This is a genomic window from Nocardioides terrigena, assembly GCF_003047265.1.
Taxonomy (GTDB): domain Bacteria; phylum Actinomycetota; class Actinomycetes; order Propionibacteriales; family Nocardioidaceae; genus Nocardioides; species Nocardioides terrigena.
Genome location: NZ_PZYY01000008.1, coordinates 61,127 through 75,311 on the forward strand (window position 1 = coordinate 61,127; position 14,185 = coordinate 75,311).

17 protein-coding genes and 1 tRNA gene are annotated in these 14,185 nt (G+C 70.5%); 6 read left to right on the plus strand and 12 right to left on the minus strand.

Annotation, left to right across the window (positions count from 1 at the left end):
* Window positions 1-2: 2 nt before the first annotated feature.
* The 3 genes from DAE25_RS17810 to DAE25_RS17820 form a co-directional block, all read right to left on the minus strand.
* Window positions 3-944, minus strand: coding sequence for a class II glutamine amidotransferase (locus tag DAE25_RS17810; protein WP_199907661.1), 942 nt, complete (start codon window positions 942-944; stop codon window positions 3-5).
* A 67-nt stretch (window positions 945-1,011) separates the two neighbouring features.
* The gene (locus DAE25_RS17815; RefSeq protein ID WP_107767495.1) at window positions 1,012-2,511 is read right to left on the minus strand and encodes a calcium-binding protein; all 1,500 of its coding nucleotides are present in this window, start codon (window positions 2,509-2,511) and stop codon (window positions 1,012-1,014) included.
* A gap of 250 nt (window positions 2,512-2,761) precedes the next feature.
* Window positions 2,762-3,238, minus strand: coding sequence for an SRPBCC family protein (locus DAE25_RS17820; protein ID WP_107767496.1), 477 nt, complete (start codon window positions 3,236-3,238; stop codon window positions 2,762-2,764).
* A gap of 108 nt (window positions 3,239-3,346) precedes the next feature.
* Here DAE25_RS17820 and DAE25_RS17825 point away from each other — a divergent pair, with 108 nt between their 5' ends.
* A complete protein-coding gene (locus DAE25_RS17825) occupies window positions 3,347-3,784 on the plus strand; it encodes a VOC family protein (RefSeq protein WP_107767497.1) in 438 nt (145 codons plus the stop codon).
* A 38-nt stretch (window positions 3,785-3,822) separates the two neighbouring features.
* Here the strand turns inward: DAE25_RS17825 and DAE25_RS17830 are convergent, their stop codons facing one another.
* Entirely contained in the window at window positions 3,823-4,263 is a 441-nt protein-coding gene (locus DAE25_RS17830) for a hypothetical protein (RefSeq protein WP_107767498.1), read from the minus strand.
* 143 nt (window positions 4,264-4,406) lie between these two features.
* Between DAE25_RS17830 and DAE25_RS17835 the strand changes: the two genes are divergently transcribed.
* Both DAE25_RS17835 and DAE25_RS17840 read left to right on the plus strand, forming a co-directional pair.
* Window positions 4,407-4,934 (plus strand): SigE family RNA polymerase sigma factor, encoded by a 528-nt coding sequence (locus tag DAE25_RS17835; RefSeq protein WP_107767499.1) that lies wholly within the window; start codon window positions 4,407-4,409, stop codon window positions 4,932-4,934.
* Window positions 4,931-6,211 carry a hypothetical protein gene (locus DAE25_RS17840; RefSeq protein WP_107767500.1) on the plus strand — a complete coding sequence of 427 codons (1,281 nt, stop codon included), beginning with the start codon at window positions 4,931-4,933 and terminating at the stop codon, window positions 6,209-6,211. Before DAE25_RS17835 ends, DAE25_RS17840 begins: the two co-directional genes overlap by 4 nt.
* 241 nt (window positions 6,212-6,452) lie before the next feature.
* Here the strand turns inward: DAE25_RS17840 and DAE25_RS17845 are convergent, their stop codons facing one another.
* The 4 genes from DAE25_RS17845 to DAE25_RS17860 all read right to left on the minus strand — a co-directional run bounded on the left by DAE25_RS17845 (window position 6,453) and on the right by DAE25_RS17860 (window position 9,427).
* Window positions 6,453-6,713 (minus strand): hypothetical protein, encoded by a 261-nt coding sequence (locus DAE25_RS17845; RefSeq protein WP_159083829.1) that lies wholly within the window; start codon window positions 6,711-6,713, stop codon window positions 6,453-6,455.
* Window positions 6,714-6,934: 221 nt separating this feature from the next.
* Window positions 6,935-7,654 carry a hypothetical protein gene (locus DAE25_RS17850; RefSeq protein WP_159083830.1) on the minus strand — a complete coding sequence of 240 codons (720 nt, stop codon included), beginning with the start codon at window positions 7,652-7,654 and terminating at the stop codon, window positions 6,935-6,937.
* Between the two features lie 239 nt (window positions 7,655-7,893).
* Window positions 7,894-8,544, minus strand: a complete 651-nt coding sequence (locus DAE25_RS17855; RefSeq protein ID WP_107767503.1) for a hypothetical protein — start codon at window positions 8,542-8,544, stop codon at window positions 7,894-7,896.
* 55 nt (window positions 8,545-8,599) lie between these two features.
* Complete coding sequence (locus DAE25_RS17860) at window positions 8,600-9,427, minus strand: endonuclease/exonuclease/phosphatase family protein (protein WP_107767504.1); 828 nt, start codon at window positions 9,425-9,427, stop codon at window positions 8,600-8,602.
* Between the two features lie 63 nt (window positions 9,428-9,490).
* On the opposite strand from DAE25_RS17860, the gene DAE25_RS17865 reads away from it, so the two are divergent.
* On the plus strand, window positions 9,491-9,715 hold the full coding sequence (locus DAE25_RS17865) for a hypothetical protein (RefSeq protein WP_107767505.1): 225 nt from the start codon (window positions 9,491-9,493) through the stop codon (window positions 9,713-9,715).
* A gap of 40 nt (window positions 9,716-9,755) precedes the next feature.
* On the opposite strand, the gene DAE25_RS17870 is transcribed toward DAE25_RS17865, so the two are convergent.
* Window positions 9,756-9,956, minus strand: a complete 201-nt coding sequence (locus tag DAE25_RS17870) for a hypothetical protein (protein WP_159083831.1) — start codon at window positions 9,954-9,956, stop codon at window positions 9,756-9,758.
* A gap of 159 nt (window positions 9,957-10,115) precedes the next feature.
* Here DAE25_RS17870 and DAE25_RS17875 point away from each other — a divergent pair.
* A tRNA-Gly gene (locus DAE25_RS17875) sits at window positions 10,116-10,189 on the plus strand.
* 15 nt (window positions 10,190-10,204) lie between these two features.
* Here DAE25_RS17875 and DAE25_RS17880 read toward each other — a convergent pair.
* The 3 genes from DAE25_RS17880 to DAE25_RS24000 are packed head-to-tail and all read right to left on the minus strand — an operon-like array spanning window position 10,205 to window position 12,029.
* Window positions 10,205-10,699: a nucleoside deaminase gene (locus DAE25_RS17880; RefSeq protein ID WP_107767507.1), complete on the minus strand. Its 495-nt coding sequence runs from the start codon at window positions 10,697-10,699 to the stop codon at window positions 10,205-10,207.
* Between the two features lie 57 nt (window positions 10,700-10,756).
* Complete coding sequence (arr, locus tag DAE25_RS17885; RefSeq protein WP_107767571.1) at window positions 10,757-11,164, minus strand: NAD(+)--rifampin ADP-ribosyltransferase; 408 nt, start codon at window positions 11,162-11,164, stop codon at window positions 10,757-10,759.
* Window positions 11,165-11,213: 49 nt separating this feature from the next.
* Window positions 11,214-12,029: a resuscitation-promoting factor gene (locus DAE25_RS24000; RefSeq protein WP_234411128.1), complete on the minus strand. Its 816-nt coding sequence runs from the start codon at window positions 12,027-12,029 to the stop codon at window positions 11,214-11,216.
* 359 nt (window positions 12,030-12,388) lie between these two features.
* Between DAE25_RS24000 and DAE25_RS17895 the strand changes: the two genes are divergently transcribed.
* Window positions 12,389-14,182 (plus strand): acyl-CoA dehydrogenase, encoded by a 1,794-nt coding sequence (locus tag DAE25_RS17895; protein WP_107767508.1) that lies wholly within the window; start codon window positions 12,389-12,391, stop codon window positions 14,180-14,182.
* Window positions 14,183-14,185 lie beyond the last annotated feature (3 nt).

Here is a 14,185-nt window from a genome sequence, read left to right on the forward strand (position 1 = left end):
GTCTAGACCGACAGCCTCGTGACGGTCCTGGACACGTGATCGCCCGTCTTCTCGAGAAACACGATCTCCCCGAACTCGACGTGCGACCAGCCGTCCTCGTCCTCCGTCAGGGCCTCGGAGGCGAAGATGGCGGCCGATGCCTCGGTCTCGTCGCACGCCTCGAAGTCGTACGACGCGTCGTCGCCCGGGACGTGGCGACCCATCAGCATGTACATCGGCTCCAAGAGCATCGAGAGGGCGAAGTCGTCCGTGCCCGGACCGGACTCCCGCAGCTTCTTCCAGTCCCCGGCCGGGTTGGTCTCGCCCTGGTGCCCGAGGCCGACGTTGACCCCGATGATCCGGTTCGGCGACACCAGGGCCATCTTCATCTTGGTGAGGGCAGGGAGATCGAGGTCCTCCATCGCCTGCGAGATGAGTCCGACCATCTCCTCGATCGCGCGTTGCACGTCTTTGTCGCTGTCGCCCGCGAGCAGGGAGAGCAGCAGCACGTAGAGGAACTCCGTGTCGGTCGTGCCCCGCATCTGCTTCAGGTACCGGTCCTCGCAGTGCCTGAGCAGCTCCTTCTGCAGGAGCATCCAGTTCGGCAGGTCGCCGTTCTGGGCGATGATCCAGGGTGTCTCGTCGAAGGAGAAGGGGTGGCAGTTCTCGTCGACCATGACGACCTTCGAGTCGTAGCTCGCAGCCCGCACGTGGCCGAGCACCGTGCTCGCCTGGAGACTCGGAATCATCCGGGTCGCATTGTCGTCGTAGAAGGCGGCCGTGGGCCGGCGGTAGATGAAGGGATCCTCCGGCTTGAGCAGGTGCTCGCTCCAGGCACCGAATCCCCAGCCTGCGAGCTGCAGGTCCGGGTAGTGCTCAGGATCGAGCGCCTGGTTGACCAGGCTGTTCGAGGGCGTGAGCAGCAGGCTCTCGAGCGGGGCCTCTGGTCCGATGTAGGCGAGCACTCGGCACATACGATTCCTTCGCTGACGGGAGGACGTGCCGCGGTCGGCGTCCACGAGCGTCGCCACCCTACGGGGCCGAGCCGGGTCTGCTCGGGGAGAGGCCCGACCACGTGCCGAGGATCTGCGATCGCCCTGCGTGACCGCGCTGGCCGGGCACGACCTGCGCGCCGCGCTCGGGTCGCTCGTCTGCACCCCGTGCCCGCGCGCGTGCACCAAGAACGGCTCGACCCGACCGGCCGGACCTCAGGTCCTCGCAGCTCCTGACCCGCTCAGCGCCGAGACAGGTGTCCCTCCCCTTGCGGCCGTTCGCGAAGTCGCCGCGACCCTTGCCCAGGTCGAGGATGTCCCGCCCTGGTGTGGCGACGACGGAGTCGCGACCTCCGCGCATCACGGCCTCCAGGCTGCGTCCTCCCTGCATGAGCAGGTCCTCGCTCCGGTTGGTTCCGCGGAACTTCCAGCGTTCGTCCGCGCCGATGATCGCCATGACCTCGAGGGCGCGCACCCCACCGGCCCGCACCTTGGTCCGCAGAACTCCACTGCCCAGGTCCACAGTGATCGTCGAGCCCTTCCTGAAGCCCGCCTTGCGTACATCGAGAATGGCAAGGTCCCTGGAACCGCCTCCGTTCACCGACACCCCGCGGGACGAGGGGGCGAGCCTGAAGTAGATGTCGTCGCCGCCCCCACCGCCATCGACGTCGACGTCCTTCACGGCCGCGACCAGGATCTGGTCCGCTCCGCCCTCACCGCGCAGGACGGCCGGTCCAGTCGCCGGATGGACCTCGAGATGGTCCGTGTCCTCTCCGCCACGCGCCGTACCTCCAGCCTGCCCCAGGACGATCCAGTCGCCGCCGGACCCTCCGTCGATGTAGTCCGGGCCGTCGGATGCCGGGTCGATGTCGGTGTCCGGCAGGTCGGCGTAGAGGGAGTCGTTGCCGCCGGCGCCGTCGATCTGGTCGGCGCCGCCAAGACCCGTCAGCACGTCGACGTACGGCGATCCGAGCAGGACGTCCGCAGTACGCGTGCCCACGATGCCCAAGGCCTCGGTCACGACGATCTGGTCGGTGCCTGACGGCTCTGCCACGATGCCCAGTCCGCCGACCGGGGTGAGGTCGGCTCTGATCCCGCCCGGGACACCGGCGGCGAGGAGGTCCGCGTAGACCACGGTGTCGACGGGGACGGAGAAGTCGTCGCGCGTCAGTGGATCGAGGCCGGCGTCGACGTAGTCGTTGCCCGCTCCCGGCCAGATGACGTCGCCGGCGGCATCGCTGTCCAGCCCGCCCAGGATGCGGTCGTCACCCGCCAGACCCTCCAGACGGTCCGACCCCTCGTCGCCGCAGATGACGTCGTTGCCGAGCAACCCCGAGATCGTGTCGTCGCCGCCCAGGCCGACCATCACGTCGTCACCGTTGGTCCCACTGAGTGCGTCGTCTCCCGGCGTGCCGAGATGCGTCGCGGCCCTGCCCTCGCACGTCCCAGCGACGGCACTCGCCGAGACAGCGGGGAGCAGCGGCGCGACGAGCGCGAAGCCGGCGAGGATCAGGCGAGCTGTGCCTCGGCGTGTGTTCATGTCATCGACTCCTTCGATGTGTGGGCCGGCACCAACGGCGTCAGCCGCCGAGGAGGCGTGGGTGATGGGTAGGGCTGAAGTGCCTCTGCCCAGCCGGTCCTGATGGTTTCTCCCCGCATCCGATGCGATTCAGGATGGGCGCATCTCGAGCACCACACACGGGACGGGAGTCCCGAACGCCTCGGGAAAGATGGGAAGTCGTCAGCGCCAGTCATTCCACAAGGGGGCGTCGTCGACCGACCCAGGACGGTCACCCAGGGGTGCTGGACTCCTGCTCGAAGGACGCCTTGAGCGCGTCGACCGTGATGGTGCGCTCCTTGATGGCGAGCCGGCGCCAGATGGGCGTGCCCAGGCGCCACACCCCGTACGACACCAGCTTGCCGCGGTGGCGTACGAGCGTCTCGCCCTCGCCGGAGGGCTGCAGGCGATAGCTCGGCCACCCCTCGAACTTGAGCTTGCCCGACCTCGACTTCTCCCACCAGTGGAAGACGATCGTGTGCGGCGCCTCCAGCTCGACGATGTCCCCGGGCATGGTCCCTTGGCTCGTCTCGTCGACGAACGTCGTACCGACGGCGGGCGGCCCCGACGACGTCTGGCGGGTCTGCTTCAGCATGCTTCCCGTGCCGGCCATCCAGGCGTTGTGGCCGTCGATGTCGATGAGCCGAGCGAACACGTCCTCGACCGGCGCCCGGACCGTGCGCTCGATCTCGAACTCGATCGGCCTCATGCGACCAGCATCCTCGCCGACCTGCGGCACCTCAAGACCAGCCGACACCAGTTCCTGACCCGACCGACGTTGCTCACCCAGCAGGGCTGTCTCGATACCGTGCAATGCATGCCCATCAAACTCGAGAACGTCGGCATCGCCGTCCGCGACCTCGAAGCCACGATCGCCTTCTTCACCGACCTCGGGCTCACCGTCCTCGGCCGTGACACGGTCAGTGGGGACTGGACCGACACAGCCGTCGGTCTCGACGGCAACCGCGCCAACATCGCGATGCTCCAGACGCCGGACGGCCACGGTCGCCTCGAGCTCTTCGAGTACATCCACCCGGAGGCGATCGAGACGGATCCCACCCGTCCCAACGAGATCGGCATGCACCGCGTGGCGTTCTCGGTCGACGACATCGACGAAGCCCTCGAGATCGCCGCGAGGCACGATTGCCACCCGTTGCGGGGAGTAGCGACATACGGGGACCAGTACAGGCTCACCTATCTTCGCGGGCCGAGCGGCATCATCGTCATGCTTGCCCAAGAGCTGAACCAGAGCTGACCCGGTCGAGCCCCTCCGGGCCGTCAGCCTTCGGCGCTTCAGCCACACGCATACCGGCCGTGGAGCCTGTGCAGCTGCCACGGGTGTGGCCCGCTCGCGGGCGCCCCGGTGCGCTCCTGGACGAGCCGGTAGACCTCAGCCAAGGCCGGGTCGCGCCACCGCTCGTCCTCGCCCAGGTCGAGCACCTCGGGCATCGGTCCACCGCGTCGGTGTCGTCGCACTGCTGGGCGTGCGCGGCCTTCGAAGTGCTTGATGACGCCCAGGACCAGGTGTGCGTCGGCGAGGGGCGCTCCCGGCCACACCAGCTCCACCAGCTCCGGCTCAGCGCGGAGTTCCGCGAGCTCCGGGGCGAGGTCGGCGACCACGGATGGTGCCAGCTCGAGCGCCGCGGTCCACAGCTCGTCCTCGCCGTACCACCACAGGACCCGCGCCAAGGAGAGCGGGGACGTGATCACGTACTTGACCGCGGACGGGTACACCCAGCCATCTTTTCAGGCTCATCACTCCCGTGAGCTCACAGCGGCGACGCCCTGGGAGCTGCCCCGGCGACTGAACCCGGGCGGTGCCTCGCGGCGTTGAGCAGTCAGGAGTGTCTCTCGGCCAGCCTGAGCGAGGAGACGAGATGCAGGAGAGCGACGAGGAGCGGTTCACCGAGTTCGTTCGCGCTCACACGGCCTCGTTGTTCCGGACTGCCTACCTCATGACTGGCGACTACCAGCGAGCCGAGGACGTCCTCCAGGCTGCCTTCGTGCGTGTGTACCTGCACTGGTCGCGCGTAGACGCCATGGATCACCCCCTGGCGTATGCGCGCAAGGTGGTCGTGAACCAGTCGGCGTCGTGGTGGCGCAAGCGATCCTCGCGCGAGTCGCTGCTGACGTTGCGCGACGAACCAGCCTGGGACGGCCGGATGGACGAGGTCGCCGAGCACGAGCGCGTCTGGCGGGCGGTGCTGAGCCTGCCGCGGCGTCAGCGCGCGGTGACGGTGCTCAAGTACTACGAGGACATGGACCAGGCGCAGATCGCCGAGACGCTGGGCATGGCGCCGGGGACGGTCAAGAGCCACAATCACGCAGCCGTACGCCGCCTCGCCGAGCTGCTCGGCGAGCCGGAGGCAGCGCCCGTCCTGCCGACCAAGGAGGCGACGTCATGAGCCTGGACGAGCGACTGACCAGGGCGGCTCTCCAGGTCGCCGGGGGGCTCACCCCACCCGAGGTGGACCCCGTTGCCCTTCGCACACGAGCCCGCGACCACCGGCGTCGCAGGACGTCGCTGACGGCCGCGGCCACGCTGGTGGCTGTCGTCACGGTGGGCGCCGTGGTCGTGCGCGGCCTGGGCGCGGACGCCACGGACCCCGTGGACCCGGCGCCATCACCGGTCGAGACCATCACGTCGCTGCCTACACCCGAGGAGACCATGCCGTTCCCGAGGTCGATGACTCCTGAGGAAGTGGTGCACGACCCACGCGCCCTGCTGCGGACAGTCGCCGTGGCGCCGGGTGATCCGGACACGAGGATCTCGATGTGGGTGGTCTCGTGCACCAGGCCGTGCCCGGAACGTGGGCCGTTCGAGTTCACCGCCGCCGCTCTGACCACGAACGGCTACGAGACGACGACATACCTGCGTCCCTCGTTCGAGCTCGGGGTCGACCTGCAGGTGAGCACGCCCGAGGACGACGTCTTCCTCGTCTCCGACCAGAGCAACGGCGGTGAGTGGCTGGTCGACACGTCCGGGGACGCGCGCAGCGTGACGCGCGTCGACAGTCAGATGAGACCTTCTGACCCGCGGTTGTGGTTCCAGTGCCCCGGCCCCTGGCGCAGCACCTGGTGCGCCCTCGACCCGGACACCGCGACCGCCCATGCGTGGCCGAGGGCCTGGGACGGGTCCGCCGCCACGCCAGTCTCCGGGGACCGCCCCTGGGGCACGAATCCCGAGCCACGGGCAACGTCCGAGTCCGGCGTGCTCGAAGCCTGGTGGGACACCAGCGATGGCCGGCAGCTGCGGACGCTCACCGCCACCACCGAGGGCGACTACATCCTCGGTACCCCTCCCGGCGAGATGGCCCACTGGGCGCGGCCGACGGGCGGCACCAACGACATCGCCATCTTCACCTCCCGCAACGGCGGCCTGGACTGGGAGGACGACATCCGGACGGCGGAACCGGGGTTCAGCGGGTTCATGCAGATGAAGCGGTCGCCAGACGGGGCGTACCTCGCCTACAGCATCTGGCCGCGGCTGGTGGTGTGGCGGGCGGAGGCGGCCGGCGGGCAGTTCCGGAAGGTCTACGAGCAGCCCGCCGAAGACATCCCGGAGACGACCGGCTCAGGCCTGTGGACGCAAGACGACCTGGTCTATGCGAACGCGAACGCCACGGCCGCCGTGTCCGCCGACGACGGGCTGACCTGGACGACCGTCCGGACGTGGCGCTGAACGCAGCACGGCGTCGACAGACCGGGGCCGGCGACGTCAGGCCGTCGGCGGAGCACGTCGGGAGTCAGGTGCTCGAGAACCCCGACCTCCTCGACGTTGGGACTACCCAGGCAAGAGGCGGAGGCAGTGGCAAGCGTCGGGCCATCAACCCACCAGGGAGACCCGTTCTGGTCCTGGCAACGCCATTCCGGGGGCGAAGCCGGCATCGACAGCGTCCGAGCACCACCGTCGCGGCGGTGGATCAGGCGACCACCAGGACCGGTGCGGAGGCGGCTTCCCGGGCGGCCTCGAGCAACGGCTTGACGTCGTCGTGGCACTGCTCGCAGTAGGAGAAGGTCCGGAAGGAGCGTCGTACTGGCGAGCGGTGCTGGCGATGCTCCTGGCAGCACACGTCAGGTCCGTGGTCGCGATGGCAGACGAGCGCGCGCATGCGGCCGTTCCATCCCGCCCGCTGCATGGTCGCGCCGGGAGGAAACGGGTTGACCGTCTCGTTTCCGGACACGAAATCCATCTCTGCCTGTCGGACCCCCCGGTCGCAGGCCACCAACGCTTCAGCGTGAGCCCCCATGGTTCGACCTTAGGCAGCGACGGGGACAGGGAGCCCACGCGAGAGTCACGCTTACCCCAAAAACGGGACACGCTGCGACATGGTCGTCCAGACCACCCGGCCACCCGTACATGGGCAATGGCTGGGTGGGTACGTCAACGGGCCCTGGTCCTGCCTCATGTGGCCGCGAGGTGCCCGTCTCGCCGATGAGGCGCAGCAACCGGACCGCCTGCTCGTGCGGGGCCCCGGGTCGACGGCCACGTGACCAGTGCCGCGGACAGCAGGAGCGTGGCGCTCACCGCCTCCACCCACGGGGTGTAGTCGTGCGAGACGTAGCCGACGGCGGCGGAGCCGATGAAGAAGTCTGCGAGCGGATTGGCCAGCCCGAGCAGGAGCGCGGCGGCCACTCGCCACCGGGTGGTCCCCGGGGGCGCATCGTCCATGCGGACGGCGGCCGCAGCCAGGAGGACCGACGGCAACCCGAAGCACCAGAGGATGCCGGCGAGCGGCACCCACCCCTCGGCCCCCGACACGGGGCTGCCCGAAAGTCCCGCGCTCCACGTGGTCGCACCCATCAGTGCGATCGCCATCGCCGGCACACACGTCGCCAACGCGACGCCCGCGTGGCGCGGCGGCCACAGCCACGGCAGCGTTGCCACCGCCACCGCCAGGCAGACCAGCGCGATCCCGGCCAGCTGGGCGGCGTCGCCTACCGGGATCCACGGACCGGGGGGCACCAGGTAGCCGTAGTCGTCGTTCTGCACCCGCACGCAGGCCGGCTCCTCGAACCGGCCCAACCTGCACGCGGGCCACCACCGGTGGGCCGCAGCCATCAGGTACAGGACCCCGGACGTCGCGAGCAGACCGGAGACCATGACCCGCAGCAACAGCCTCATCACTCGCCCCTGTCCGTCGGCCGTCGCACGACGCTAGGGCGAGGCGGGCTGCGTACTCCTCCCGCTCGACCGACTACCCCAAAGTTCGGGAACGACGACCCAGTGGCGCGAGGTCTGGGAGCATGGCGCGCGCCGAGCTCGAGGTCCTCCCACACCGCTTCTCCCTCGTACTCGTCGAACTCCGGGCCGAGGACGTAGACGAGGCGCACCTTGCCGTGCTCGGCGACGACTCTCCTCCGTCAGCGGCGTCGAGCGCCATGGTCGTCGACCAGCGTGGGGAGCAGGTGCTCGAGGACCCCGACCTCCTCGACGTTGTGGACGACCCAGGCCCGTGCCATCCGCTCGGGGAACGCCCTGGTGCTCAGGTAGCGGTTCACGGGAGTCAGGAACGACGATCTCGCGCCCAGGTCCAGGACACTGACGTAGTGGGTCCCCTGCGCGCAGGCCGACCACGTGTGCTCCAGCTGGAACACGGGCGTGCCCGCCAGCCGACGTACCAGCCGGATGCCGGTGACGTCGAGCTTCTCCACGGTCTCGGTGGTGTCGACGTAGAACTCCGGCCGCCGGTCGAACGCCTCGACGATCCGGAAGCGGGCTCCCTCCCCGGCGCCCCCGCCAGGGGCGGCTCGGTCGAGCTCCCAGTGGATGTGATCCAGCGGGTGCCAGGCCAGGTAGCTCGAGATGTCGTGACCTGCGTACGTCATGTGGTCACCGATGTGCCGGAACCACCACAGCAGCATCTCCGGCGTGACGCCGGTAAGGGGCTGGTGGTCGATGGTGACCCGCATCCGGTGGTGCGGGAGGAGGTGGACCTCGCTGCGGGCGCTGTCGACTGCACGAAGCGGGTGGAGCAGCGGCCGAGGAGCTGGGAGCGGCAGACGTCGTGCCATCAACCCACCATGGAGACTCATCCCGGTCTTGGCAACGCTGTCCCGGGTGGGGGTCCTACGGCGTCCTCGACACCACCTCGGCGCTGACGAGGAGCAGGTCGTGGTCACTGAACCGCCATGGCCGCACCCGCGCGACCGGGTCCTCGAACGCGGGGCTTCCGTAGACGTGCTGGACCCCCGGCAACCGGTCGGACGTGGCGTCGGTGCGGCTCCAGGAGCCGAGGGGGGCACACGATCTGCGGCGGTTCAGGTCCCCGCCGAAGAGCACGAGCCGTGACGCCCGGCGCGTGAGGACCCGGCGCAGCTCCGCACACTGGGCGTCGTTGGCCGCGTCCGCGCGGCTCGAGTCCGGGTTCTCGAGGTGTGCGGTGCAGACGTCGACACCGTCGTCCGTGGACACGCACAGCCAGCGACGTTCCTCCAGCTCGGCCTGCGCCACGAAGGCCTTGCTCTCGGAGCGGACGATGGGTCTCCGCGTCAGCACGGCAAGCCCGAACAGGCCGCGGCCGCCCGGATCGACGCACGGGAGCGGCGCGCCGGCGTAGCGCACCGGCGCGAAGTGGACGTCGTAGTCCGTGCGCCGGGCGATCCGGATGGCGTCACGCCGGCAGGCCTCGTTCACGGTCACCACGTTCGGCCCAGCTGCCTGGATGCGCCGCGCCGCGTCGCCGAGGATGTCCGGGTAGCCCGTCGCGTCGAAGCAGCCGGCGAGGCCCGAGAGGCACAGGTTCATCTGCACGACCATGAAGCTCGACGAAGCGGCTGCCGACCGGGGTGAGTCCCCGTCGTCGGGGGCCACCGTCCGGCAGGACACCACGGCAACCAGCAGGACCGCAGCGACCACCACGCCTGCGGCGAACGGGCGACCGGCCGGGCGGATCATGAGGCACCGTGGCCGCGGAGACCCATGGCGGGTCGGCGTTGCGCGCGTCTAGTGTGCGGAGACATGGAAGAGCTCGTGCTCCGGGTCCGGTTGCTCAGCGGTGACACGCTGGATGTCGTCTACGAGGACGGCGCCGCGAGGAGCGAACGCGAGGTCATCGATCATGTCGTCGTCACGCTCTCGCAGGATTCCGGGGTGCTGCGGTGCAGGCACGGCGATCGGCTCCTGGTGTTGTACGCACGGGGTGTTGCCGCGGTGGAGGTCGCCCCCCGAGGAGCAGTTCTCTAGGTGTCTTCCCAGGCGCTGTGTCCGGACACCGAGCCGACCCTCACGAAGCGTGTCGGCGACGCACGACCAGGGCAACAACGACGACGAGGCCGACACCGGCCGCGACGCGCAGTGCCGGGCTGTCGAACGGACCGCCCGGAGCCAGGCCGACGAACGCCGCGATCGCCGTCCCGACCCCTTCGAGGGGCCGCGTCCCGCTGCTGACTTCTTCGACGTACACGCCGGGGCTCCGATAAGTCATGTGCGCGCTCCTTCCGCGGGCCATGTCCATGGAACCGCAGCGGGCCTCGTCTGTCGACCGTGATCCAGATCGTGATGCAGGGAGCTGCACCCTGCCGTCGGGACAGCCCCCGAGGTGGTTCATACTCTGGTCGTGTCAGGCTCGTCAGAGGCTGGCTTCGCGGACGTGGTGTAGTTGCAGCACGCTTCCCCTCCAGGGAATGGGTCGAGGTTCAAATCCTCGCGTCCGCTCCAAGTCTTCAGGTCCCGCTAGCTGCTGGGCGACGTACCGCGCACATGCAGGTCCCGCAGCTCGTCGGCGAACGCGGGGACCGGCCCGGCGACCGGCAGGCCCGGCGCGACGGCGTTGATGGGCAGGGGCGCCACCGGTCCCGGTGCGAGGCCACGGGCCTGCCTCCACTCCGTGAGCTGCGCGGTCGACCCGGCGTACACGATGCGCCCGAGGCCGACCCAGGCGTGGGCGGCGGCGCACATCGGACAGTGCTCGCCCGAGGTGTAGACCGTGCAGGCGGGGCGTACCTCCGGTGCGACGTGGGTCGCCGCCCAGCGTGCGAGCTCGAACTCCGGGTGGCGGGTCTGGTCGCCGTCCGCCGTGCGGTTGCGGTCCTCGCGCAGCACGACGCCATCTGGGTCGACCAGGACCGAGCCGAACGGCTCGTCGCCGGCGTCCAGCGCCTCGCGGGCGAGGCCGATGCAGCGGCGGAGGTGGGTGAGGTCCTCGGGGGACGGATCGGTGAGCTCCATCCGTCGACCCTAGGACTCGGCGCGGCCGACGCGCCGTACGAAGGCCGGCGAGACGGCTCAGTTGATGATCTCGCCGCGCTCCGCGAGGATCACCGCGAGCCGGTCCCGCCAGGCCTGCAGCGCCTCCGGGGTCAACCGGGTCCAGTCCGCCACCTCGCCGACGACCCGGAGCGGGTGGCTGCTCCGGTAGGACCGGGTCGGGTTGCCGGGGAACTTCTTGTCGGTCACGTTGGGGTCGTCCTCGAACGCCCCCGTCGGCTCCACGGCGTACACCCGGGGAGCACCTTCGCCCGCGGCGAGCTCCGCCGCGAGCCCGGCACCGTCAGGTGTCGCCGTGAAGTAGACGTGGTTCATCACGACCTCGGGCCGGTAGTTCGACCTGAACCCGGCCGTGAGGAGATCCCCGACCTGCAGGTCGGCCTTGGTGCCGTGGAAGAACGGCCCGGCGTCCAGCGCGTCACTCACCGCACCAGCGTAGGTGCTCTCCCACGGCACTCAGTGGCTCAGAGCCGGGTCAGAGCAGGCGGCCGCAGGTCGGCCACGGGGAGCGGCCGCGCGAGGCGTACAGCTTCTTGGCCCGGTAGGTCTGCTCGCCGGCCGACGCGTGGTGCGGCATGCCGGACCCGCCGACGCTGCGCCACGTCGCGACGTTGAACTGGTAGAGGCCGTAGTAGCCGGCCGCGTTGACCGCGCGCGGGTTGCCGCCGGACTCGCACCCGGCGAGGGCGCCCCAGTTGAGCCCGTCCGTGCCCGGCACGGACCAGGGCTGCCGGCCGACGAGCACCCGACGGGCCTGCGGCTTGCGGACGATCTTGCGGGCAACGACGCGGTACTTCGCGGGCTCGCCGTTGTGGAGCGTGCGCACCGCGACGATCCGTCGCATGCCGGCCTTGCCGGGGCGGACGACCTTGCGGCGGCCGGGGGCGAGCTTGGTGGTGGGGACCTCCACGACGCCGGCGCGGACCCGCGCGGTCTTGGTCTTGCGGGTCTTCTCGACGGCGACGATCCGCACGGTGTCGCCGTGCTGGACGCGCTTCTTGCTCCCGCTGACCTTGCGCCCGTCACGGACGACCTGGACCAGGTCGTTGCCGTCGACGGCGACACCCTGGCCCTCGACCACGGCGGTCGGCCAGGCACGGGGCGGGACGGCCACCTCGACGGCGGGCTGGGTGGCCACCTTCAGGCGGACGGCCACCTGGCCGTCGGCCCGGGTGGACTCCTGGGCGGCGGCTGCGCCGGGCAGGAGGGTGATGGCCAGGGCGGCCGCGGCGGTGCCGGCGGCGACGCCGCGGAGACGGGTGGGCAGGAAGGTTCTGGGAGTGGCAAGCACAGGCAGTGACCTCACGCAGTGGGGTGCGCCGGCGGCGGCGCTCGGACGCGACGCCGTCGGTCCGGGCGTCGAGGCCGCGGCGTGCAACACCTCACGAAGGGAGGCGCCTCTCGGGTGGAGGACACCGCCAGCGACCCCACCACGACAACACGTGACGGTGGGGTCGGTCGAATCGGGATGCGGTCGTGGCCGGCGTATTCACGCTGGTACGACGCATCGAATGTGAGCGGTTTCACGCTCACAGCAGCGTGCCTCTGGGGCCAAGAGCAGTCAGCGTCCTACTCCGAGCGCGCCTGGATCGCGGGTCCGTCCTCGCGTCGTGTAGTCATGGAACGGGCCGATCCACCGAGGGAGCATCGATGAGCCTGATCATGTCGCGCCGGGACCTGGATTTCCTGCTCTTCGAGTGGCTCGACACCGAGAGCCTCTTCGAGCGCACGAGGTACGCCGAGCACTCCCGCGACGTCGTCGAGGACCTGCTGGGGCTCGCCGAGCGGATCGCGACCGACCACTTCGCCCCGCACAACCGGGCGGCGGACCTGGCGGAGCCGCGCTTCGACGGCGAGCGCGTCGAGCTGGTCCCGGAGGTCGAGCCGGCGCTGCGGGCGTTCGCCGACGCGGGGTTCCTCGCAGCGCCGCTGGGCGAGGAGGCCGGCGGGCTGCAGCTGCCCTCGTCGGTCTTCGGCGCGTGCATGGCGTGGTTCCACGCGGCCAACGTGGGCACGGCGGGCTACGCGCTGCTCACCCTCGCCAACGCCAACCTCCTCACCGTGCACGCGACCCCCGAGCTGGTCGGCCGGTTCGTGGAGCCGATGACGACCGGCCGGTTCTTCGGCACGATGGCACTCTCGGAGCCCCACGCCGGCTCCAACCTGGCCGACATCACCACCCGGGCCGAGCCGCAGCCCGACGGCACCTACCGGCTCTTCGGACGCAAGATGTGGATCTCCGGCGGCGACCACGAGATGGGCGACAACATCGTGCACCTCGTCCTCGCCCGCACCCCCGACGCCCCGCTCGGCACCCGGGGGATCTCGCTGTTCCTGGTGCCGAAGCACCTCGTGGGGGAGGACGGCACGGTGGGTGAGCGCAACGACGTCGTGCTCGCCGGGATCAACCACAAGATGGGCTTCCGCGGCACGGTCAACACCGCCCCGATCTTCGGCGACGGTGCGTTCACGCCCGGCGGACGGCCGGGCGCCGTCGGCCACCTGGTCGGCACCGAGCACCGCGGCCTGCCCGCCATGTTCACGATGATGAACGAGGCCCGGATCGGCGTCGGCCTGGGCGCCACCGCGCTCGGCTACACCGGCTACCTCAAGTCGCTGGCCTACGCGCGCGAGCGGCTCCAGGGCAGGCCCCTGGGGGCGTCGCCGGAGTCGCCCCAGGTGCCGCTCGTCGAGCACCCGGACGTGCGCCGGATGCTGCTGGCCCAGAAGTCGTACGTCGAGGGCGCCCTCGCGCTCAACCTCTACTGCTCGCGGCTGGTCGACGACATCGCGTCCCTGGACGACGCGGACGTGACCGCCGAGGCGGAGAAGCTGCTCGGGGTCCTCACCCCGATCGCCAAGAGCTGGCCGTCGCAGTGGTGCCTGGCCGCCAACGACCTGGCCATCCAGGTGCTCGGCGGCGCCGGCTACACCCGCGACCACGACGTCGAGCAGCACTACCGCGACAACCGGCTCAACGCGATCCACGAGGGCACCCACGGCATCCAGGGGCTCGACCTCCTCGGTCGCAAGGTGCTGATGGACGCCGGTGCCGGGCTGGCCCTGCTCGTCGGCCGGATCCACGAGACCGCGCGTCGCGCCGCCGGCACCGGGGACGCCGACGGCGAGAGGTACGCCGCGCAGCTCACGGCGGCCGCCGACCGGCTGGTCGAGGTCACCGGCGCGATCGCGACCCGCGGTGACCAGCAGGCCATGCTCGCCGACGCGACGGCGTACCTCGAGGCGACCGGCCACCTGGTCGTCGCCTGGCTCTGGCTGGAGCAGTGGCTGGTCGCCGACGGCAAGGAGGGCGCCTTCTACGACGGCAAGCGCGCCGCGACGGCGTACTTCTTCGGCCGTGAGCTGCCGAAGGTCGCTCCGCTGCTCGACCTGCTCGCCGGGGGCGACCGCACCACGCTGGACCTCGACCCCAGCGTCCTGTGACCG

Bases quoted from the DNA above. Each gene is read 5' to 3' on its own strand.
- DAE25_RS17815 (WP_107767495.1), bottom strand. From the start codon at position 2,511: ATGAACACACGCCGAGGCACAGCTCGCCTGATCCTCGCCGGCTTCGCG.
- DAE25_RS17820 (WP_107767496.1), bottom strand. From the start codon at position 3,238: ATGAGGCCGATCGAGTTCGAGATCGAGCGCACGGTCCGGGCGCCGGTC.
- DAE25_RS17825 (WP_107767497.1), top strand. From the start codon at position 3,347: ATGCCCATCAAACTCGAGAACGTCGGCATCGCCGTCCGCGACCTCGAA.
- DAE25_RS17835 (WP_107767499.1), top strand. From the start codon at position 4,407: ATGCAGGAGAGCGACGAGGAGCGGTTCACCGAGTTCGTTCGCGCTCAC.
- DAE25_RS17840 (WP_107767500.1), top strand. From the start codon at position 4,931: ATGAGCCTGGACGAGCGACTGACCAGGGCGGCTCTCCAGGTCGCCGGG.
- DAE25_RS17850 (WP_159083830.1), bottom strand. From the start codon at position 7,654: ATGAGGCTGTTGCTGCGGGTCATGGTCTCCGGTCTGCTCGCGACGTCC.
- DAE25_RS17855 (WP_107767503.1), bottom strand. From the start codon at position 8,544: ATGGCACGACGTCTGCCGCTCCCAGCTCCTCGGCCGCTGCTCCACCCG.
- DAE25_RS17860 (WP_107767504.1), bottom strand. From the start codon at position 9,427: ATGATCCGCCCGGCCGGTCGCCCGTTCGCCGCAGGCGTGGTGGTCGCT.
- DAE25_RS17865 (WP_107767505.1), top strand. From the start codon at position 9,491: ATGGAAGAGCTCGTGCTCCGGGTCCGGTTGCTCAGCGGTGACACGCTG.
- DAE25_RS17870 (WP_159083831.1), bottom strand. From the start codon at position 9,956: ATGACTTATCGGAGCCCCGGCGTGTACGTCGAAGAAGTCAGCAGCGGG.
- DAE25_RS17880 (WP_107767507.1), bottom strand. From the start codon at position 10,699: ATGGAGCTCACCGATCCGTCCCCCGAGGACCTCACCCACCTCCGCCGC.
- DAE25_RS17895 (WP_107767508.1), top strand. From the start codon at position 12,389: ATGAGCCTGATCATGTCGCGCCGGGACCTGGATTTCCTGCTCTTCGAG.